The following is a 19,457-nucleotide window of genomic DNA, read 5'->3' as shown; positions in this document are numbered from 1 at the left end:
ATGGAATTATTGCGATTATCCTTTGAGCGGCTTCTTGAGCACGGAGAGGATAGCACAGCCGACGATAGCGCCGACGAGGATAGCGACGAGGTACATGACCGGGTTGCCGATCGTCGGAACGACGAAGATACCGCCGTGCGGTGCACGCAGCGTGCAGTCAAAAGCCATGGTCAGAGCACCAGCCGTAGCGGAGCCGATAACCATCGACGGGATGACGCGCAGCGGGTCACCAGCTGCGAACGGGATAGCACCCTCGGTGATGAAGGAAAGGCCCATGACGTAGTTCGTCACACCAGCTTTGCGCTCGCTCTCGGTGAAGCGGTTCTTGAAGAACGTCGTGCAGAGAGCAATGGCGAGCGGCGGAACCATACCACCAGCCATGACAGCAGCCATGACGTGGAACTCGCCGGAAGCCAGCAGGCCAGTACCCGTTACATAAGCAGCCTTGTTGATCGGGCCACCCATGTCAACAGCCATCATACCGCCCATGACGATACCGAGCAGGATGCGGGCATTCGGGTCCATGTTCTTGAGGGTGTCCACCATCCAGGTGTTCAGAGCGCCGACCGGCGGAGCGATGACGAACATGCTGATGACACCGATGATCAGGATACCGAAGAACGGATAGAGCAGGACCGGCTTGATGCCGTCCAGGGATTCCGGCAGGCAGCTGAAGGCCTTCTTGAGGAAGTTCACAGCATAACCACCGACGAAACCAGCGACGAGAGCGCCGAGGAAGCCGGAACCCGTCGTGCCAGCCAGAGCACCGCCGACGAAACCGACAGCCAGACCCGGGCGGTCAGCAATGGACATGGAGATAAAGCCGGCGAGAACTGGCAGCATGAAGCCAAAGGCAGCGCCACCGATATCCTTGAAGAATTTAGCCACCGGCGTGTTGGAGCCGAAGTTCTTCGGGTCGATGGAGTAATCATCGAGCAGGAAGGCGAGGGCAATCAGGATACCACCGCCGACAACGAAAGGCAGCATGTGGCTGACACCGTTCATGAGGTGTTTGTAGATCTGACGGCCGAGGCTCTCGCCTTCCACATCAGCAGCGCCCTCAGCAGCGTCGGAGCCGTTTGCCTGGTATACCGGGGCATTGCCCGAAAGCGCGCGGTCGAGGAGCTCGTCGGCTTTGTTGATGCCGTCAGCAACCTTCGTGATGACGACGCGCTTGCCAGCGAAGCGGGCCATAGCGACGTTCTTGTCAGCAGCGACGATGATGCCGTCAGCAGCAGCGATTTCTTCATTCGTCAGGATGTTCTTCGCACCGCCGGAGCCGTTGGTCTCGACTTTGATGCTGATGCCGCGCTTCTTGGCATGCTGCTCAAGGCTCTCGGCAGCCATGAACGTGTGGGCGATACCCGTCGGGCAAGCCGTGACAGCGAGGATCTGGATGTGGTCAGCAGCCGGAGCAGCCGTCTCTTCTTCAGCAGCCGGAGCGACGAACTTGCCGTCTTCTTTGTCGTCAACGAGCTTGAGGAATTCTTCCTTCGTCTTAGCGGCGATCAGAGCCTCTTTGAAGTCCGGATCCATGATCATCGTAGCGAGCTTCGACAGGATGGCGAGGTGCTCATCATTGGCCGAATCCGGTGCAGCAATCATGAAGAACAAGCGGCTCGGGTTGCCATCCATGGACTCAAAGTCCATGCCAGATGGAACTGTCATGGCAGCAAGGCCAGCTGCTTTAACGCCTGCGCTCTTGGCATGCGGCGTGGCAATGCCATCACCGAGGCCCGTCGTGCCCGAAGCTTCACGGGCAAAGACGTCTTTCGTGTATTGTTCCTTATCGGACAGGTTGCCGCCGGCCTCCATGAGGTCAGCGAGCTGATTGATTGCAGCGGCTTTGTCAGCCGGAGCCGCACCCAGCAGGATGCTGTCGCTCTTGAGCAAATCAGTGATACGCATGGTATTCTCTCCTTTTTTTGAATGATGTATATGATTTATATGATACTAACAGAGTTTCAGGCAATAGTAGCCAGCAGTGCTTCGACTTCCGGACGCGTAGCGAGATTCTCGCTGAAGGCAGAAGCCGAGCCCGTTGCGACACCCATGTGGAAGGCTTTCTCGAAGTCGCCGTTGGACTCCATGTAGCCGGTGATGAAGCCAGCTACCATCGAATCGCCAGCGCCGACGGAGTTGATGAGCTTGCCTTTCGGTGCCGGGCACTTGTAGGACTTGCCCTCGGCCGTCAGCAGGATGGCACCGTCGCCAGCCATGGAAATCAGCACGTTCTGCGCGCCTTTTTCCTGCAGCTTCTTGGCATAGGTGATGATCTCTTCGTCGGTCGTAAGCTTCACGCCGAACATGTCGCCGAGCTCATGGTTGTTCGGCTTGATGAGGAACGGATGATACTGCAGAACGTTCAGGAGCAGGTTCTTCTCGGCATCGACAACGATGCGGATGCCCTTGCCGTCAAGGCGGGCCATGATTTTCTGATAGATGTCATCCGGCAGCGTCTTGGGAATCGAGCCAGCCAGGACGAGGGTGTCGCCTTCCTGCAGCTTGTCGAGCTGTGCGAAAAGCTCTTCGCGCTTGGCTTCGCTGATGTCCGGGCCCTGACCGTTGATTTCGGTCTCGCAGTCAGCCTTGGCCTTGACGTTGATGCGCGAGAAGCCCTTCTCAAGCTGGACGAATTCGCTCTTGACGCCGAAGTCCTTGAGCTGGTTCTTGATCTCTTCGCCCGTGAAGCCGGCGAGGAAACCGAGTGCCGTGCTCTCATGGCCGAGGTTCTGCAGGACGATGGACACGTTGATGCCCTTGCCGCCAGCCAGGACCTGCTCGTAGTTCACGCGGTTGATGGTACCGGCAGTGAACTTGTCCAGGCGGACGATGTAGTCCAGCGACGGGTTGAATGTTACGGTGTAGATCATGAGTTATAAATCCCCCTCAATGATAGTGGTGTAGTCCCGATACTTCTTATCTTCCAGCTGTCCCGTGATGATCGAGGCACTGGAGATATTCGCAAAGGTGATGGGCGAAATCTTGTTGAATTTCGACCGGTCAGCCAGAATGAACGCATGGCTGCAGCGGGAAAGCGCTGCGCCTTTGATGATGCCTTCGCTCGAGTCTGGCGTAGAAAAACCGGATTTGGTGCTGATACCGTTGGTACCGAAGAAACCTTTTGTAAAGTTGTAAGATTTCAGATTATTCAGTGCCTCCGTACCGACCACAGCTTCGGTGACGGCCTTGATCTCACCGCCGAGGATGAAGACCTTGAACCCCTTGGCAGCAAGACGGGCTGCATGGGAAATGCCGTTCGTCACATATACGGCACTGGTTTCAGTCAAGAAGTCAATCATGCGCAGGGTGGTAGAACCGGCATCGATGTAGACGAAATCCTTGCGCTTGATGAGACTGGCTGCCTTACGGGCAATGGCGATCTTTTCCTCCGGGTAGAGATCGCGCTTCGTCTTCATGTCTTCCTCCGACGAGCTGTAATTGTTGTCGATGGAAGTAGCGCCGCCGTAGACCTTGTAGAGGCGGCCGCTTTTGTGCAGCGCCGTGAGGTCGCGGCGGACGGTGGATTCCGAGGCATCGAGAGCCTTGGTCAGATCCAGTACGGTAACAGCCTTTTTCTCTTCGAGAATGCGGAGAATCGTTGCATAACGTTCTTCCGTAAGCATGGCTATCACTCCTTATTTCTTAATATAATACAACTAAAGTCCGTCAAAGTCAATCAAAAGCACGATAAACCCCGCAAAAAAAATTATAAAAGGGCATAGTCTGGCAAAAAACACCGACCAAAACGATAATCGTTGACCAAAGTCACGAATTTTATTAAAAATTAATGGCAGGAAAAGCAAGAAGTTGGCTATAATATAAATAGGTAGAAGTCTATGACGGGAGTGTGAACCTATGGAAGAAAAGAAAAAGATTGTCCAGCACCGGCCCAAGTCGTTTTATGTGAAGAAGTACCTGACGATATTCTTCGGCGCGATCATTGCGGCAGTGGGCTTGGAGCTGTTTTTGATCCCGAATGAAGTCATCGATGGCGGCATCGTCGGTGTCTCGATCATGATGAGCTCGCTGACGGGGATGTCCCTTGGTGTATTCCTGGTTTTGCTCAACATCCCGTTCCTATATCTGGGCTATAAGCAGATCGGACAGAATTTTGCCATTGCGACCCTTGTCGCCATCTGTTTCCTGGCTGTATGGTCTGCGGTGTTTTCGCCCTTTCCGCAGGTCACTGACGACCCGTTCCTCGCGGCCATCTTTGGCGGCATCATCGACGGTCTGGGCGTCGGGCTGATCATCCGTGCGGGCGGCAGTCTCGATGGCACGGAGATCGTCGCCATCATCATGGATAAGAAGTCGGTGTTCTCGGTCGGCGAGGTCGTCATGTTCATCAATCTCTTCATCCTGTCGAGCGCGGGCCTGCTCTATGGCTGGGACAAGGCGATGTATTCCCTCGTGGCCTACTTCGTCATCTCGAAGATGATCGATGTGGTCATCAAGGGACTGGATGAGTCGTATGCCGTCATGATCGTGACGAATGAGCATGATGAGATCACGTCGGCACTCAATGACCGCCTGGGCCGCGGTGTGACGCTGCTGCATGGTGCCGGCGGCTATACGGGGGAGAGCAAGGAAGTGCTCTACTGTGTCGTCACGCGCCTGGAGGTCGACAAGCTCAAGGAAATCGTGCTGGAGAAGGATGAGAACGCATTCGTCACCATCAACGCCGTCCACGACATCATCGGCGGACGGTTCAAGAAAAAGGCGATCCATTGATTCGATGAAGGGAGGAGAAAGCATGCGACGTATTGCATTGCTGGCATTTCTTGTCATGTTGTTCCTGACTGCGGCCGCAAGTGCGGCCGAGCGGGTTCCCTTGCGGGTCGCGCAGCTGCCGCTGCGGGTACAGAGCTGCTATCAGCCGTCGCAGCAGGTGATTGATGGCCTGGAGCGGCAGGTAGACCGCAGCCTGCATGTGCCACTCAACGAGACGCTCAAGGCTGTGGAATTCATTCCGGAGCGGCAGTGCCTGGCGGCATTGGCAGAGACGGCCGATGAGGTCGGCGGCAAGCCGCGGCTGAAGGATATCGTGAAGCCGCTGGCCGAAAAGCTGCAGGCTGACCTCGTAGTCGTGCCGGTGGTCACTGGGTATGAGCAGTATACCTATATGAGCTGGAACTGGCGGCGCGGGCAGATGCTCCACAGCTACGCGGCGGTGCAGATTGTCGGCTATGACCGCAAGAAAGACGAGGTCTTCAAGAAGGAGGGATCGCGCCGCTATGATGACGAATACATGCCCTCCGGCGAGGTGACACGGCTGGTGGCGGAAGCTATGGATGATGCCCTGCGCGAGGCTGCAGTCCATGACCGCGTCTGGAGTTGGAAAACGAATATAAAATGAGAGTAGACAGGCTTTGGCAAGAAATGGCCAAAAGCCTGTTATTTTTTAACAAAAAGTATTGACACTTAACAATGTTACAGATATAATGTAAACATATTAATCAGATATGTTTACAAAACGCATAGCTTACGAAAAGAGGTAATCGCCATGAGTGAAGAGAGAAAATACAGATTTGAGACCCTGCAGCTCCATGTCGGTCAGGAGCAGGCTGATCCAGCCACCGATGCCCGTGCCGTTCCAATCTATCAGACGACGTCTTATGTGTTCAGCGACTGCGAGGATGCTGCTGACCGCTTCGCTCTGAAGAAAGGCGGCAATATCTATGGCCGTCTGACGAACCCGACGGAAGATGTATTCGAGAAACGCATTGCAGCGCTGGAGGGCGGCTCGGCGGCTCTGGCGGTAGCCTCGGGTGCCGCTGCTGTGACCTATGCCCTGGAGGCTCTCGTGCATCATGGCCAGCACATCGTGGCTGCGACGACGATCTATGGCGGTACGTATAATCTCTTTGCCCATACCTTCCCGAGCCGTGGGGTGGAGACGACCTTTGTCGATCCGACGCAGGGTGTGCAGGTATTCGAGGATGCAATCCAGGAAAATACCCGCGCCGTCTACATCGAGTCCATCGGCAATCCGAATGCCAACCTCATCGATATCGAGGCGGTAGCGGCTATCGCTCATAAGCATGGTCTGCCGCTGGTTGTTGACAGCACCTTTGCGACGCCGTATCAGCTGCGTCCGTTCGAGTATGGGGCAGATATCGTCGTCCATTCGGCGACGAAATTCATCGGCGGTCATGGCACGACGCTGGGCGGTGTCATCGTCGAGAGCGGCAAGTTCGACTGGAAGGCTTCGGGCAAGTTCCCGCAGCTTGTCGAGCCGAATGAGAGCTACCATGGCGTAAGCTTCTACGAAGCGCTGGGCCCGGTGGCCTTTGTCACCTATATCCGTGCCTTGATCCTGCGCGATGAGGGAGCGGCTATCTCGCCGTTCAACGCCTTCCTGCTGCTGCAGGGGACAGAGACCCTGTCGCTGCGCGTCGAGCGCCATGTGGAGAACGCACTCAAGGTTGTCGACTATCTGGCGAAGAATCCGAAGGTCGCCAAGGTCAACCATCCGGCAGTAGCCAACCATCCGGATCATGAGCTTTACAAGAAATACTTCCCGAATGGCGGTATCTCCATCTTTACCTTCGAGATTGCTGGCGGTGCGGCAGAAGCCAAGAAGTTTGTCGATCATCTGAAGGTATTCAGCCTGCTGGCCAACGTCGCTGACGTCAAGTCCCTCGTCATCCATCCGGCATCGACGACGCATAGCCAGATGAATGAGCAGGAACTGGCCGCTTCGGGCATCACGCCGGCGACTGTCCGCCTGTCCATCGGTACGGAGCATATTGACGATATCATCTATGATCTCGATCAGGCTTTCCAGGCGGTAGACTGATATAAATAACGAACAGCCTCCTTTGATTTTGCTGATAAAATTAAGGGAGGCTTTTATCATGGTTAAAGTTTTGTGAGAATTGTCTGATTATGGTTGAAATAGTCAGTCTATATAAGTATAATCGAGGAGGATGATAACAATTCTTGGTTGATTTGGAGGGATTTTTAGTGGAATTCAAAAAAATATCGCGCAAAGCTGCCGCTGCTATGCTGCTCAGTGCTTCTTTGGTGGGTGGTGAGCTGGCAATCGCTCCGCCGGCAACGGCAGAGGCTTTTTCGCTCAGCAATATCAACGATATCGGCAGCATCGTCGTGACGGGGGTGAAATATGCGCAGCTGCGTTCGCAGATCAAGCAGCAGACGGATTATCTGGACAACGACCCAAATGGCCGGCAGGTGATGTATAACGATTGGCGCAACAAGACCGGCGTTGACTATAATGAGAATCTGAACTGGCGTCTGGAAAATATGATGCAGAATATGACGGCTGCAGTCCGCGCGGTGGATGCCTCGATCGACAAGCATCCCTACTATTATTACCTGAATCCGGACGACTCGTTCAACGCCTTCTGTGGTTTAGGGCATGTCATGAGTGTCAATCATGGTGCCTTCGACTACATTTCCTGCGATGATGAGCTGGCTGTCATTGTCGGCCACGAGATGGGCCATGGGCAGAAATCCCATGCAGCGAATGGCATGGTGAAGACGTTGGACAAGCAGCTGTTGGCATCTGTGGCCTCATCGGTGGCTGGGGGAACGGACCTTACCGATATGGTAGCGGGGATGGCGCTCAAGAATGGCGTCGTACATGCGACTAAGAGCAACGAGTGGGAGGCGGACAACCTTTCCTGGGAATACATGACGCATTCCAATTACAATCCAGGGGCCTGTGCTGCTATCTGGCAGCGCGTCATCGACAAGCTCGGCAATAACAGCCAGAGCGGTGCAGCTCTCTGGTTCAACCCGTCTGACCATCCGAACCATGCTGCCCGCCGCGACAATTACGCGAAGAAGCTGACGGCTTACAGCGGCAAGCATGTCACGGATAAGGACGGCGTGGTCTATGTCAATGGCAAGAAATTCGTCACGCCGGCACCGGCTGGCGGCATGAGCACCAAGGAGCGTTCGTATTTCGTCATGGGCAATCTGGCAGCCGCCTATCATAACGGCCATAACAAAGCTGGCGTCACGGCGAATGGCAATACGGTCATGATGGGGGCACAGCCCATCCTGACCTGCACCGCAGGCGATGAAGCGGCGCAGACGTTGGCTGATCGTCTCAACTCCATCAAATAAGATTGATAAAATCCTCTTTCTGCGGTACACTATTTGGTACGACGGTACGCACAGGATGGTGCGACTGTACAGAAAGGGGATTTTTATATGTCTGAATTTGAAAAATACCAGCAGATATGCCGCGAAGCCGGATGGACCGGGGCAGCTCTGCTGGTTCTTATTGTGTTCTGGATCTTTGCCGGCTTTGGGCTCGCTGGTGTCAAAGGCGAGCTTTTGGGCCTGCCGCTTTGGGCAGTGACCTCGAGCCTCGGTGTCTGGTTCTTTGCCATCGTATTGGTGAAGCTGCTGACAAGATTCGTGTTCCGCGATATGGAGCTTACGGAGGGAAAGGGGGCTGGACGGGATGAATAATGGCAATCCGGCAGCGCTGCTGCCTTTATTGGTATTCATGGCTGTGATGGTCGGCATCGGCTTCTATGTGCGCCGCGTGCAAGCCCGTGGCTTTGCCCATAATTTTGTGCAGCAGTATTTCATTGGCAGCCACGATTTGGGCGGCTTTGTCCTCGCGATGACGACCGTAGCCACGTATAGCTCGGTGAGCTCCTTTGTTGGCGGCCCAGGCATGGCCTGGCAGATTGGCTTTGGCTGGATTTATATGGCGGTCGTGCAGGTTACGGCCATCTTCCTGGTGCTGGGTATTTTCGGCAAGCGCGTGGCCCTGCTGTCGCGCAAGTTCGATGCGGTGACGGTTGTCGATATCATCCGTGAGCGTTTCCAGTCGGACGGACTTGCGAGCCTGGCGGCTTTTATTATCGTGCTGTTCTTCTGTGCGACGATGACGGCGCAGTTTGTCGGTGGTGCGAAGCTGTTTGCGACGGTCACGGGCTACAGCTATGAGATGGGGCTGCTGCTGTTCGGCCTTGTCGTCGTCATCTATACGAGTATCGGCGGTTTCCGTGCGGTGGCCCTCACGGATACCTGCTGTGCCGTCATGATGATGATCGGCATTGTGCTGCTGCTCTACTATGTCTTGCAGGCAGGTGGCGGTTATAGCAATATCATGGCCAATATCCATGCCAACCATCCGGAGATGCTGGAGCCGTTGTCAGCGGGGCATATGCCTGTGGGCCTGTATCTTACGCAGTGGATCCTTGTCGGTATCTGTACGATTGCACTGCCTCAGTCAGTCGTGCGTGGCATCAGCTACAAGGATACGAAGAGCCTGCATCGGGCAATGCTTATCGGTACGGTGGTTGTCGGTTTCATGAATATCGGTATCAACTTCACGGGTATCCTCGCCCATGGTGTACTGACCGATAGCCTGCAGAGCTATGGCGGTGTTGACTATATCATACCGAAGACGATTGTCACGGCAATGCCACCAGCCTTGGTTGGCCTGGCCATCATCGGCCCGTTGGCTGCTTCGATTTCGACGATTTCGGGGCTGCTGATTGTCGCATCTTCGGCCATCATCAAGGATGTTTATCTGCATCATAAGGCCAAGCGGGGCATCCAGCCGTCCGCAGGCAAGCTGCGTCTGCTGTCGATGGCAGCTACGGCTGTGATTGGTGTCGTGGTGTTCTGCATTGCATTGACACCGCCTAGCCTTATCTGGATCATCAACATGTTTGCTTTTGGCGGTTTGGAGACGGCGTTCTTCTGGACGCTGCTGCTCGGACTGTTTTGGCGGCGGGCCAACAAGCTCGGTGCCATCCTGTCGATGGGGGGCGGCACGCTGGCTTATTGCTTGACGCAGGGCATGGGATTCAAAGTCCTAGGACTGCATCAGATAACCATCGGTATTACGGTTTCGCTGCTGTTCTTCCTGCTCGGTGCTTATATTGGCAAACCGCAGGATGAAAAAGTGCTGGCAACATTTTTTCCTAATAAAGGTAAATTGTAATAATTCACTACCAATCGTAGAAAAACTGTGATATAATACATTTACCCTTTAGGACTTATGGGGTAAAATGACGCTATAAATATTTATGTAAATAAAAAGCAATATAAAGATTGTTTATATAACTGTTGCGTAGGAGGAGAAGTAAATGGTTGTGGCAGTCAACAACACAACAAATAAGTTATTTAAATTCAAGACGGGACGATATAATCTCAAGGAGAAAGCAGCCTGGAAATCGCGGACGGCGTTTGTAGAGGATACGCTGCAGGAAATCATCCGCGAAGCCGCCCATCGTGAGCCTATCGCATTTGCCAAGTGCTGCTACGATATAAAACTCACGCGCAGCGATGTGGAAGATCGCTATGTACTGTCTTATGTTGATGCTGTACGTTACTGGAAGACGTATTGTGATGCACGCGTCTACCAAATCGCATAAAGATTGTCATTTCTGAGGATAGCAATGGCAGACAGAACCGGCCCCGCCTTATGGTACATAAGGCGGGGCCGGTTTTCGTTCCTGCTGTCATTCCGCGACGAGGGGGTAGAGCTCTTTGTCTTCGCGCTGCAGCCGTTCCAGCAAGGCGCCGATGACCCGCTGGGTTTCCTGGCGGAATTTGGGGATATCGGCCTTGATCTTTGACGGCGTCATGAATGCTTCCTTATAGGCCGTGAAGGTTGCGGCCAGTCCGCCCATATCCTGCTCAAAGCGTACAGCCATCTGCCGGATGGTGTCGTCGGGACTCTGGCTGAGGCTGGGGTAAAGGAATTTATCCTCAGCGGCAAGATGGATGGAGATAAGCCCTGCCAGCCGTGCCAAGGCTTTGGCGATGTCATCGGCCTGCTGCCCGACTTGCAGGTCGGAATGGCAGCTGTTGATGGTGCGGATGTATTCATAGATGCTGGCATGGTGGTCTTTCAAGATTTCAAGATACATGAGATAGCCTCCTTGGTTTGTCGTTTTTCTGGTCTTATTGTAGCGGCTGGCGGCTGACGGGTCTGTTGTCATGGCAACAGATTGTGATTTTCTGGATATGCCAGACTGCTGGTGTATGCTAGAATAAAACCAAAATAGGAAACGGAGGCTGTGCGTATGATGGGGAAAGAAAATCTATGCAGGAAGTATGAGCAGGTTTTGGCGAGCTGTCCCCTGCTGGCGGGAATACCTGCGGCAGAATACGAAAAGACGCTGCATTTCCTGTGCGGGAAATGGCAGCGCCTGGGCAAACATGAGATATTCCAACGGCTGGATGAACCGTTCCGCTATGCGGGGATTGTGGTGACGGGTTGTATCGAAGGGGCCTTCCTCAACGAAAATGATGCGAAGATCGCAGTCAGCCGCTTTGGGGCGGGGGAATTCTTCGGCGAAGCGTTGGGCTGCGTGCAGCCTGCGCATAGTCCGATACAGCTTGAGGCCTTGGAGGACAGTCTGGTCATCCTTGTTGACCTGTCAATCCTGCAGCGGCCACAGGGGGAAAGCACGGCGATGACTTATCAGCTCGCGCAGAATCTGATCCGTGGGCTGGCGGCGCAGAATGTCTATCAGAACCGCAAGGTGCGGATCTTGAGCCAGAAGAAACTGCGTGACCGCATCGGCATATTCCTTGGCGAAATGCCGCGGCAGTCCGATGGCGCTATTCGCGTGGAGCTGACGACGACCGCTATGGCGGAATTCCTCGGCGTCAACCGCAGTGCCCTGTCCCGGGAGCTCGGTGCGATGCAGGATGAAGGGCTGCTGCGCATCGAAGAGAGACGCTATTTCCTGCTCAGACCAGAAGGAGCTCGGTGAAGAAGACGACGAGGCAGCAGGCCGCTGAGACCTTGAACAGGCTGGCGCCGTACCAGGCGAGGGCGATGCCGGCGATGAGGGCCATCAGACCGGACACCGGTGTCTGCGTGGCGTCCATGATGGCGGGGAATGTCATGACGGCAAGGGTTACATAAGGCACATAGAACAGGAAGGAACGCAGGAAGCGGTTCTTGATCTGCTTGCGGATGAGCGTCAGCGGGACGATGCGGATGGCGATAGTCACGGCGCTCATGATGAATAGATAGACATAGATGTCATGCTGCATGGTCGTTGTCCTCCTTGTCTTTTATGGGGAAGAACGCGGCGCCAAGCCCTGCGATGACAACGGTCAGGATAATCGTGCGCGTGCCGGCGGACAGCTCCATAAGACCGGGCAGATGTGCCAGAGCAAAGCTGGCAATGAAACTGGCGATTACGAGGCCGCCGACGATGTGGTTGTCGCGGGCCGTCGGGATGATGACCCAGAGGAACATGCCGAACAGGGCGACAGACAGGGCACTGACGGCCTGCAGTGGCAGCAGGTTGCCGGCGACGACGCCGAGGGCGGTACCGACGGACCAGCCAGGCAGGGCGACGGCCATAGCGCCATAGTTATAGTAGGGATTGAGCGGACCTTTGCGGGCAATCGTGATGCCGAAAATCTCGTCCGTGATGTCGAAGCCGACGAGAATGCGATGCCAAAGTGGCGTATCCGCTGCGAATTTCTGGCTGACGACACAGCTCATGAGCATGTAGCGCGCATTGGCCACAAGGGTGATGATGGCCATCTCGAGGTAGGGGGCATCGGCGGCAATGACCGTGAAGGCGGCGTATTCGCCGGCGGAGGCATTGTTGAAGAAGCTGGCCAGAAAGCCCTGGAAGGGCGTGAGGCCGGCGTTCCTGGCGGCAATGCCAAGGGTGAAGGAGACGACGAAATATCCCAGGGCAATCGGGATGCCGTCATGGATGCCTTCGAAAAACACATCCCGGCGGGTCTTGCCCAGTGGCAATGGTATGGCTGACATGAAAAGCCTTCTTTCTAAGAATAAGTGTATGCCTACTATTGTATGGCTAAGTGAAGGAATTGTAAAGATGTAAATAAAGCGACCTCCTGCCCAATGGCAGGAGGTCGCTTTGCCTAGCAAGCTGGCGTATCAGTTCAAGGCCTCTTTGGCATTCTTGGAGGCTTCCTCTTCGGCGAGGTAGCTCTTCGTCTCAGCGACGACTACACCGGAGAGGGCGATAAGGGCGATAAGGTTCGGGATAGCCATGAGGCCGTTGACGATATCGGCAAGGATCCAGATGGCTTCGAGCTTGAGGAAGGCACCTGAGGCAATCAGTGCGATGAAGATCACACGGTACGGCAGGACGCCTTTGGTACCCATGAGGTAGATGCAGGCGCGCTCGCCGTAGTAGTTCCAGCCGAGGATCGTCGTGAAGGCAAACAGGGCCAAAGCAATCGTCAGGAGCTGGCTGCCGAGGAAGCCGTAGACGCTGGCAAAGGCGGCGCTGGTCATAGCGGCACCCGCAGCATCTCCCTGCCATACACCCGTGAGGACAAGGGCCAGGCCCGTCATCGTGCAGATGATGATCGTGTCGATGAAGGTACCCGTCATGGAGATGAGACCCTGCTCAGCCGGATGCTTGGTTTTGGCAGCAGCGGCGGCGATCGGGGCGGAGCCGAGACCGGATTCATTGGAGAAGACGCCGCGGGCGATACCGTTCTGCATGGCCATCATGATGGTGGAGCCTGCAAAACCACCGGCAGCAGCCGTGCCTGTGAAGGCACTCTCGAGAATCAGGGAAACGGCAGCCGGGACGGCATCGAGATGCATGAGGATAAGGCCAAGGCTGATGGCGATGTACATGACGGCCATAAACGGGATGACCTTGGAGGCGACTTTGGCGATGCTTTGCAGGCCGCCGAGGGTGATAGCGGCAATCAGCAGCGTCAAGACGATGTCCGTAGCGAGCTTGGGTACGCCGAAGGAGATGTTGACACTGTCGACGATGGCGTTGACCTGCGGGAAGGTACCGATGCCGAGATAAGCGACGAGGATCGTTGCGACGGCGAAGAAGGTAGCGAGCGGTTTATACTTTTCGCCCATGCCGTTGCGGATGTAGAACATCGGGCCGCCGGCAATCTCGCCTTTTTCATCGGTGCTGCGATACTTGACGGCGAGCAGGCCTTCGGCGTATTTCGTTGCCATGCCGAAGAATGCGGCCATCCACATCCAGAAGATGGCACCCGGGCCGCCGACCTTCACAGCCGTGGCGACGCCGACGATGTTGCCTGTGCCGACCGTAGCGGCGAGGGCGACGCAGAGTGCCTTGAAGCTCGAGACATCACCTTCGCCGTGGTTCTTGGCTTTGAAGATAAGGCCGAGCGCTTTCGGCAGGCGGAATACCTGCAGCAGGTGCAGGCGGATCGTCAGGAAGATGCCCGTGCCGACCAGAAGCGTGATCAGCGGCGGCCCCCACATGAAGGAGTCGATGGCATTGAGTACAGGGATGAATGATTCCATGGGAATGTCCTCCTCAAATGAATAGAATAACAGGAAGTGTCTCTTGTGAATATACAATGATATACGAAATTAAGACAATAAATATATTAGCACATCTGTGGACATTTGTCTCGCTTTTTTTATAAAAAAATGCGAACAAGCCGTCAGATTGGGCTTTGTTCGCATTTTTTCGTGTTTTGACGGATTTAGTTTCCTGTTGCGTGCTCATCGGTGATGATCCCTGCCATGCGCAGCAGATACTGGGCATTCGTGGTCTGGCAGCGCCCTGGCTTGAGCTTGTAGTCGAACCGTATCTTGTCGTCTTCGTAGTATTCTTCGAAGTGACAATTTGTTACAGGTATCTCGTTGGGGGAGTTCAGGTCACAGAGCTCGAAGTCGTGCGTGGTGACAAGGGTGATGCACCAGGCGCGGGTCAGATGACGGATGGCTTCCTGCGCACCGATGATGCGGTCGGCGGAGTTGGTGCCTTTGAAGATCTCATCGATGCAGATGAGCATGGGCTGCTCCTGGCGGCTGAACTCGACCATCTGCTTGATGCGCAGGAGTTCGGCGTAGAAGGTCGATATGCCCTGGGACAAGTCATCGTTGACCTGGATGGAGGTGAAGATATGCAGCGGCGACAGCGTGAACTCTGCGGCACAGACCGGTGCGCCGGCATAGGCGAGGACGGCTGCACTGGCAAGCGTGCGCATATAGGTGGTTTTGCCGCTCATGTTCGATCCCGTGATGATATGCGTGCCTGCGGCAAGCCTGGCATCGTTCGGGACGGCTTTCTCCTCGGGGAGCAGCAAGGCGCTGAGGCTGCGGGCGCGCAGTGACGGCGAGCCTGCTGCCAGCTGCGGGAATACCCATGTTGTCCGCGTGTGGCCGATTGTCGCCAGTGACAGCAAGGTTTCCATTTCGGACCAGATGTCGATCCATTCGCGCAGGTTGCTGGCAGCATCGTCGCGCCAGCGGCTGAGCTGGACGGCCATATGGCAATCCCAGAGCAGCAGGGTGTTGGCAAGCACGAAGAAAAAGAGGTTGTGGTCCAAAGAGACGCAGTCGGCCAGCCGGGCCAGACGGCGCAGGCTTTGGCTGGCGCCGCCCGTGCGCAGGCGCTGCTGCAGACCGCTCAGCGTGGTGCTGGCAAAATCTGCCTGCTCGAGCTCGCGGAACAGCGCCTCGTAGTGGTGCAGCTCATGGGTGAGATCGGCGAGGGGGGCGAGCACCTCCTGGTTGTGACGGTGGAACAGCATCGTGAGCAGGAATTGCAGTCCGGTCAGCAGGCCGGGGAGGCTCCAGCTCACCACATCGAAGGACGCAAGCAGCAGGCTGATGAGCGTGAGGACTGGCAGTATCCAGGCTGTGCGGTAGCGGACGATCGAGTGGCTGCCGCTGGGCGGTTCTTTTTCAATCTCTGCCAGCAGGCTGGTGGTATCATGGCCCTTGGCGAGCATGGCTGCGCGGGCCATGAGGTTCAGGCAGAAACGCGGGTGATCGATGAGTTCTGCCACGGCTTGCTGGCGGGCGAGTATCTTTGCGGGAGCAGGCGGTGACGTGGCAAGGGACCGGGCCAGCCGCTGGCGGCCGCGCTGGGTACGGGCGCAGGAAAGGTACTGGTACAGGGAGGCAGGGCCGAAGATATGCAGGTCGGTTTCCTGTGGCCGGTCGGCGCGGTGGAAGCTGGCCCCATTGTCATTAAAGTCCTTCCATTTGCCAGTGAAGCGATCGATATAGGAAGAAGTCGCGTCGAGATGGCAGGCAAGCAGCTGCTGTTGCTGGCGCAGCCTGTTGTGCTGGCGGACGAGCAACAGGAAAAAGATGAGTAGCAGCAGGCCGAGGACGGTTCCTGCCGGATGGCCATCGTAGCCGGCCGCAAAGGCGAAGACCATCGTGAGGAAGGTGCCTGTGCGCAGCGCCATATAGCGGCTGCTACGCTGCTGGAGCTCATGGATGGTACAGAGGTCAGCCTCACGGATGGCTTCATAGAAGTGCCGTTTCTCCTGGGTATGTTTCAAAGAAAATCACCTCACACAATAATCTGGATGATTTTATTATAGCATGATGTAGGTTTTTCGAAAAAAATGTCGAAATCAGTAACAGAAAGCTTGGCTCAGGGGTATAAGAAGAGAAAAGCTTTTGCAAGAGAAGCAAAACAGGATAAGGAAAGGATGATTGCAAATGATGAAGGGAAAGAAATTCTTAGCGGCAGCAGGTCTTGCTGTGTCACTGACGTTTGGCGGAACCGCGCTGCCGGTACTGGCAGCGGAGCAGGCTCCGGCTGTGCAGCAGGCGGCTGTCGTAGATGCCAAGGCACAGCTGAGCAAGGATTTGGCTAGCCTGGCTGAGTATAATAAAGGGACGATGGCGTTTGACATGGATCTGTCCTCGCCACTGCTCAGTTTATGCTATAAGGGATCACTGTCCTTCAATGTCGAGCCGAAGATGGCTGCCAAGGGCACGCTGGCCATGGAGATGATCGTACCGGGGGCACCGTCGTCCATCGAGCAGAGCGCATTCTATATGCAGGAATCGGATAAGGACCTCACGGTCTATGTGCAGAAGGCCGATAAGAGCTGGGAAAAGACCGTAGCAGAAAAGAAGGAACAGAAAAAGACCGTGGATCAGACGGTAGATCAGGCATTGGCTGTTGATCTGATGAAATGTACCAAAGAGGTAACTCTCGGCAGCAGCGAGGGCAGCAAGCAGAGCTATCTTGTCACGCTCGACGGGAAAAAGTTCTATCCGTATCTGTTCCAGCTATTGGAGCTCGACAAGAAAGATGCGAAAGATAAAAAGGCTGCGAAGGATACCGAGCAGCTCAAAAAGGTATTGCAGAGCATGGGCGATATCGAATACACTGTGACCATTGACAGAAAAGAACATATGATGACGGATTTGCACGCCAACCTGACGACGCAGATGCGCAAAGCGTTGACTTCGCTACTCAAAGAACAAAAAATGACGGCGGAAGATGAAAAGGGACTGCTGGAAATCATCAATGGCAGCACGCTGGAAATCAGCTTCAGCGGCCGCAAGCTTGAGTCGGAGTCGGATCTTAATGTACCGGCTGATGTAGCTGCGAAAGCTAAGCTGACGGATGCCAAGATGCCGGGTGTATTGCCGAAAGTCCTGCCGGCAGGGAAAAAATAATATCCTGTGAACATGAATGCCAGTCCGGGAATTCTGCTTCCCGGACTGTTTTTTCTTGAACTGGCAGCGATAACCCTGTAAACTGGTAGGAGCAGGAAAGCTACAGGAGGGAAGAATGGATGAAAGCGGATAACACCGAGGCGATGGCCCGCATCCAGCAGAGCATCGACAGCATCGAGAAGCGGATGCGCGTGGATTCGAACGATCTCGACTACGAGACGCATCTGCGCCAGAAAAGACAGCTGCAGCAGATACTCGACCGCATGAAAGCTAGAAATCTGTAAAATCTCAGCAGATTTTCAGCTGGGATTGATAAACTATAAACATCAAAAGGTCAAAAGAAAGGATGAACCTCAAATGTCTCAACGTATGACGATGGACGAAGTCCTCAAACAGTATGGCGTCCCGCAGATCAAGCTCGATGTCCATGCGACGCGCAGCGAGCTCTTGAAGCTCCGCGAGAAACTTATGGCAATCCGTGATTTATCCAATGGCCAGGAACAGGGATACCTCGACATTGACTGCAAGCTCTACATCGATGTCGATGATATTGACCGGTATCTGTCGGGTGAGCTCGATACGGTGGGCGAGATCTACGCCTTCCCCGAGGATATCAAGTCCTATAAGGAAGAATAATCTGTGATACTATATATGAAGGAGAGTTGACATCATGAAGTTGAAGAAATTAGCTGCGGCAGTTATGGCGGGGCTTATGGTCGCTACGGCGGTGCCGATGGTCACAGCCGTCACGGCTGATACGGCAACGGTGGCCTATGCGGCCAAAGGCGGCGCAAAGCTGGGCGGCGGGGCAAAATCTGCGCCGAAACCGGCAGCCCCGAAGGCATCGGCACCGGCAAGCAACAGCAAATCGGTATCGGGCAATGGCGAGGGCTACAAGCCGTCCAAGGATGCCAAGAGCCTCGATAAGAATGCACCGGCAGCCAACAGCAAGAGCAATACGGCGGGTACGGCCAATGCGCAGAGCGGCAGTCGTTGGGGGAGTGCCCTGCGCAATATCGGCCTGCTGGCTGGCGGCATGATGCTCGGCAGCCTGCTGGCGAGCATGTTTGGCGGCCTAGGCGGCGGCCTGCTCGCGGATATCCTCGGTGTGGTCATGAATGTCATCCTGGTCTTTGCAGCCATCATGGTGATCAAATGGCTCTGGAACAAGTTCCGTGGCCGCAAGAATGAGGGCAATGTCTACCGTTCCTCGATGCGTGATCTCAACATGCGCCAGGAACCACAGGATGTCACGCCGCAGCGCAGGGAAATCCAGGATATCCGAGGCCCTGAAAGCGGCTATGAAGCCAAAAGCATGGCTGACAGATATCGCAATCGTTAAAAAGGAGTTTTGTTTGAATTGGTGAAGGAATCGACAAGAAATAAAGTAAGCGAATTGATTGAACGTTATCCGGCCCTGTCGGTCTGTAAGGCCGACCTTGAGGCGGCGGTGGAGGCCATCTGTGAGAGCTATCGCAGCGGGCATAAGCTCATTGCCTGCGGCAATGGCGGCAGCGCCTCGGATGCCGAGCATATCGTCGGCGAGCTCATGAAGGGCTTCCTGCTGCCGCGCAAGCTCGGCAGTGATATGGAGGCCAAGATGCGCGCGGTATGCCCGGATGAGGCAGACTACTTTATGGAGAATCTGCAGGGCGCATTGCCGGCACTGTCGATGGTCAATCAGGTAGCGCTCAATACGGCGTTCGCCAACGATCAGGCACCGGATCTCGCCTTTGCCCAGCAGCTTTTGGGCATGGGCGATGTGGGCGATGTCCTCGTGGCGATTTCGACATCGGGCAACAGCACGAATGTTATCTATGCGTTGCAGATGGCGAAGGTCAAAGGGGTAAAGACCATCGCACTTACGGGTAAGTCGGGCGGTAAGATCAAGAGCCGCCAGCTCGCAGATGTCTGCATCTGCGTGCCCGATGATGAAACCTTCCGTATCCAGGAACTTCACCTGCCGGTCTACCATATGCTCTGCATTGCGGCCGAGAATGAATTCTTTGGCGAGTAACCTGCAATAAGGGCGGCTCGTTGTCTCCTACGTGAGACGGCGAGCCGTTTTTGCTAT

At 55.2% G+C, this 19,457-nt stretch carries 21 protein-coding genes; 13 read left to right on the top strand and 8 right to left on the bottom strand.

Going from position 1 to position 19,457, the window contains the following annotated elements:
• Positions 1-15: 15 nt before the first annotated feature.
• From FZ041_RS05695 to FZ041_RS05685, 3 genes are read right to left on the bottom strand one after another with little or no spacing between them, the layout of a single operon-like run.
• Entirely contained in the window at positions 16-1,908 is a 1,893-nt protein-coding gene (locus tag FZ041_RS05695) for a PTS fructose transporter subunit IIABC (RefSeq protein WP_149188873.1), read from the bottom strand.
• 56 nt (positions 1,909-1,964) lie between these two features.
• Positions 1,965-2,873 carry a 1-phosphofructokinase gene (pfkB, locus tag FZ041_RS05690; RefSeq protein WP_149188872.1) on the bottom strand — a complete coding sequence of 303 codons (909 nt, stop codon included), beginning with the start codon at positions 2,871-2,873 and terminating at the stop codon, positions 1,965-1,967.
• A 3-nt stretch (positions 2,874-2,876) separates the two neighbouring features.
• Positions 2,877-3,626, bottom strand: a complete 750-nt coding sequence (locus tag FZ041_RS05685) for a DeoR/GlpR family DNA-binding transcription regulator (protein WP_149188871.1) — start codon at positions 3,624-3,626, stop codon at positions 2,877-2,879.
• Between the two features lie 232 nt (positions 3,627-3,858).
• Here FZ041_RS05685 and FZ041_RS05680 point away from each other — a divergent pair, with 232 nt between their 5' ends.
• The 7 genes from FZ041_RS05680 to FZ041_RS05650 all read left to right on the top strand — a co-directional run bounded on the left by FZ041_RS05680 (position 3,859) and on the right by FZ041_RS05650 (position 10,373).
• Entirely contained in the window at positions 3,859-4,734 is an 876-nt protein-coding gene (locus FZ041_RS05680; protein WP_149188870.1) for a YitT family protein, read from the top strand.
• 22 nt (positions 4,735-4,756) lie between these two features.
• Positions 4,757-5,359 carry a hypothetical protein gene (locus FZ041_RS05675; RefSeq protein WP_149188869.1) on the top strand — a complete coding sequence of 201 codons (603 nt, stop codon included), beginning with the start codon at positions 4,757-4,759 and terminating at the stop codon, positions 5,357-5,359.
• A gap of 147 nt (positions 5,360-5,506) precedes the next feature.
• Positions 5,507-6,802: an O-acetylhomoserine aminocarboxypropyltransferase/cysteine synthase family protein gene (locus FZ041_RS05670; RefSeq protein ID WP_149188868.1), complete on the top strand. Its 1,296-nt coding sequence runs from the start codon at positions 5,507-5,509 to the stop codon at positions 6,800-6,802.
• 167 nt (positions 6,803-6,969) lie between these two features.
• Positions 6,970-8,097, top strand: a complete 1,128-nt coding sequence (locus tag FZ041_RS05665; protein WP_255449269.1) for a M48 family metallopeptidase — start codon at positions 6,970-6,972, stop codon at positions 8,095-8,097.
• 87 nt (positions 8,098-8,184) lie between these two features.
• Positions 8,185-8,448 carry a YhdT family protein gene (locus FZ041_RS05660; RefSeq protein WP_149188867.1) on the top strand — a complete coding sequence of 88 codons (264 nt, stop codon included), beginning with the start codon at positions 8,185-8,187 and terminating at the stop codon, positions 8,446-8,448.
• Positions 8,441-9,940, top strand: a complete 1,500-nt coding sequence (gene panF, locus FZ041_RS05655; RefSeq protein ID WP_075442812.1) for a sodium/pantothenate symporter — start codon at positions 8,441-8,443, stop codon at positions 9,938-9,940. The genes FZ041_RS05660 and panF overlap by 8 nt, the downstream gene beginning before the upstream one ends.
• Positions 9,941-10,085: 145 nt before the next feature.
• A complete protein-coding gene (locus FZ041_RS05650) occupies positions 10,086-10,373 on the top strand; it encodes a hypothetical protein (protein WP_149188866.1) in 288 nt (95 codons plus the stop codon).
• 87 nt (positions 10,374-10,460) lie between these two features.
• Here FZ041_RS05650 and FZ041_RS05645 read toward each other — a convergent pair whose 3' ends face one another.
• Complete coding sequence (locus FZ041_RS05645) at positions 10,461-10,871, bottom strand: hemerythrin domain-containing protein (RefSeq protein ID WP_075442810.1); 411 nt, start codon at positions 10,869-10,871, stop codon at positions 10,461-10,463.
• Between the two features lie 156 nt (positions 10,872-11,027).
• Here FZ041_RS05645 and FZ041_RS05640 point away from each other — a divergent pair, with 156 nt between their 5' ends.
• On the top strand, positions 11,028-11,723 hold the full coding sequence (locus FZ041_RS05640) for a Crp/Fnr family transcriptional regulator (RefSeq protein ID WP_149188865.1): 696 nt from the start codon (positions 11,028-11,030) through the stop codon (positions 11,721-11,723).
• Here the strand turns inward: FZ041_RS05640 and FZ041_RS05635 are convergent.
• The 4 genes from FZ041_RS05635 to FZ041_RS05620 form a co-directional block, all read right to left on the bottom strand.
• Positions 11,701-12,009: an AzlD domain-containing protein gene (locus tag FZ041_RS05635; RefSeq protein WP_149188864.1), complete on the bottom strand. Its 309-nt coding sequence runs from the start codon at positions 12,007-12,009 to the stop codon at positions 11,701-11,703. The two genes, FZ041_RS05640 and FZ041_RS05635, sit on opposite strands and share 23 nt — an antisense overlap.
• The gene (locus FZ041_RS05630) at positions 11,999-12,748 is read right to left on the bottom strand and encodes an AzlC family ABC transporter permease (RefSeq protein WP_149188863.1); all 750 of its coding nucleotides are present in this window, start codon (positions 12,746-12,748) and stop codon (positions 11,999-12,001) included. Before FZ041_RS05630 ends, FZ041_RS05635 begins: the two co-directional genes overlap by 11 nt.
• A 129-nt stretch (positions 12,749-12,877) precedes the next feature.
• Positions 12,878-14,248 (bottom strand): alanine/glycine:cation symporter family protein, encoded by a 1,371-nt coding sequence (locus FZ041_RS05625; RefSeq protein WP_149188862.1) that lies wholly within the window; start codon positions 14,246-14,248, stop codon positions 12,878-12,880.
• A 185-nt stretch (positions 14,249-14,433) separates the two neighbouring features.
• Positions 14,434-16,248 carry a MutS-related protein gene (locus tag FZ041_RS05620; protein ID WP_149188861.1) on the bottom strand — a complete coding sequence of 605 codons (1,815 nt, stop codon included), beginning with the start codon at positions 16,246-16,248 and terminating at the stop codon, positions 14,434-14,436.
• A gap of 163 nt (positions 16,249-16,411) precedes the next feature.
• Here FZ041_RS05620 and FZ041_RS05615 point away from each other — a divergent pair, with 163 nt between their 5' ends.
• From FZ041_RS05615 to FZ041_RS05595, 5 genes are all read left to right on the top strand, one after another.
• Entirely contained in the window at positions 16,412-17,383 is a 972-nt protein-coding gene (locus FZ041_RS05615) for a hypothetical protein (protein ID WP_149188860.1), read from the top strand.
• Positions 17,384-17,502: 119 nt separating this feature from the next.
• Entirely contained in the window at positions 17,503-17,667 is a 165-nt protein-coding gene (locus FZ041_RS05610; RefSeq protein WP_075442798.1) for an aminoglycoside phosphotransferase, read from the top strand.
• A gap of 73 nt (positions 17,668-17,740) precedes the next feature.
• Positions 17,741-18,019: a hypothetical protein gene (locus tag FZ041_RS05605; protein WP_075442797.1), complete on the top strand. Its 279-nt coding sequence runs from the start codon at positions 17,741-17,743 to the stop codon at positions 18,017-18,019.
• Between the two features lie 34 nt (positions 18,020-18,053).
• Positions 18,054-18,725, top strand: coding sequence for a hypothetical protein (locus tag FZ041_RS05600; RefSeq protein ID WP_149188859.1), 672 nt, complete (start codon positions 18,054-18,056; stop codon positions 18,723-18,725).
• Positions 18,726-18,743: 18 nt separating this feature from the next.
• Positions 18,744-19,400: a D-sedoheptulose-7-phosphate isomerase gene (locus tag FZ041_RS05595; protein WP_149188914.1), complete on the top strand. Its 657-nt coding sequence runs from the start codon at positions 18,744-18,746 to the stop codon at positions 19,398-19,400.
• Positions 19,401-19,457: the final 57 nt, after the last annotated feature.

This window comes from Pseudoselenomonas caprae (genome assembly GCF_008271345.1).
Lineage (GTDB): Bacteria > Bacillota > Negativicutes > Selenomonadales > Selenomonadaceae > Selenomonas_A > Selenomonas_A caprae.
This window is presented reverse-complemented; position numbering and strand designations above follow the sequence as displayed.

Excerpts from the sequence above, each read along its gene's own strand:
- panF (WP_075442812.1), top strand. The coding sequence starts at position 8,441 with ATGAATAATGGCAATCCGGCAGCGCTGCTGCCTTTATTGGTATTCATG.
- FZ041_RS05610 (WP_075442798.1), top strand. The coding sequence starts at position 17,503 with ATGAAAGCGGATAACACCGAGGCGATGGCCCGCATCCAGCAGAGCATC.
- FZ041_RS05695 (WP_149188873.1), bottom strand. The coding sequence starts at position 1,908 with ATGCGTATCACTGATTTGCTCAAGAGCGACAGCATCCTGCTGGGTGCG.
- FZ041_RS05635 (WP_149188864.1), bottom strand. The coding sequence starts at position 12,009 with ATGCAGCATGACATCTATGTCTATCTATTCATCATGAGCGCCGTGACT.
- FZ041_RS05600 (WP_149188859.1), top strand. The coding sequence starts at position 18,054 with ATGAAGTTGAAGAAATTAGCTGCGGCAGTTATGGCGGGGCTTATGGTC.
- FZ041_RS05615 (WP_149188860.1), top strand. The coding sequence starts at position 16,412 with ATGATGAAGGGAAAGAAATTCTTAGCGGCAGCAGGTCTTGCTGTGTCA.
- FZ041_RS05685 (WP_149188871.1), bottom strand. The coding sequence starts at position 3,626 with ATGCTTACGGAAGAACGTTATGCAACGATTCTCCGCATTCTCGAAGAG.
- FZ041_RS05645 (WP_075442810.1), bottom strand. The coding sequence starts at position 10,871 with ATGTATCTTGAAATCTTGAAAGACCACCATGCCAGCATCTATGAATAC.
- pfkB (WP_149188872.1), bottom strand. The coding sequence starts at position 2,873 with ATGATCTACACCGTAACATTCAACCCGTCGCTGGACTACATCGTCCGC.
- FZ041_RS05660 (WP_149188867.1), top strand. The coding sequence starts at position 8,185 with ATGTCTGAATTTGAAAAATACCAGCAGATATGCCGCGAAGCCGGATGG.
- FZ041_RS05630 (WP_149188863.1), bottom strand. The coding sequence starts at position 12,748 with ATGTCAGCCATACCATTGCCACTGGGCAAGACCCGCCGGGATGTGTTT.
- FZ041_RS05605 (WP_075442797.1), top strand. The coding sequence starts at position 17,741 with ATGTCTCAACGTATGACGATGGACGAAGTCCTCAAACAGTATGGCGTC.
- FZ041_RS05625 (WP_149188862.1), bottom strand. The coding sequence starts at position 14,248 with ATGGAATCATTCATCCCTGTACTCAATGCCATCGACTCCTTCATGTGG.
- FZ041_RS05680 (WP_149188870.1), top strand. The coding sequence starts at position 3,859 with ATGGAAGAAAAGAAAAAGATTGTCCAGCACCGGCCCAAGTCGTTTTAT.
- FZ041_RS05670 (WP_149188868.1), top strand. The coding sequence starts at position 5,507 with ATGAGTGAAGAGAGAAAATACAGATTTGAGACCCTGCAGCTCCATGTC.
- FZ041_RS05640 (WP_149188865.1), top strand. The coding sequence starts at position 11,028 with ATGATGGGGAAAGAAAATCTATGCAGGAAGTATGAGCAGGTTTTGGCG.
- FZ041_RS05675 (WP_149188869.1), top strand. The coding sequence starts at position 4,757 with ATGCGACGTATTGCATTGCTGGCATTTCTTGTCATGTTGTTCCTGACT.
- FZ041_RS05650 (WP_149188866.1), top strand. The coding sequence starts at position 10,086 with ATGGTTGTGGCAGTCAACAACACAACAAATAAGTTATTTAAATTCAAG.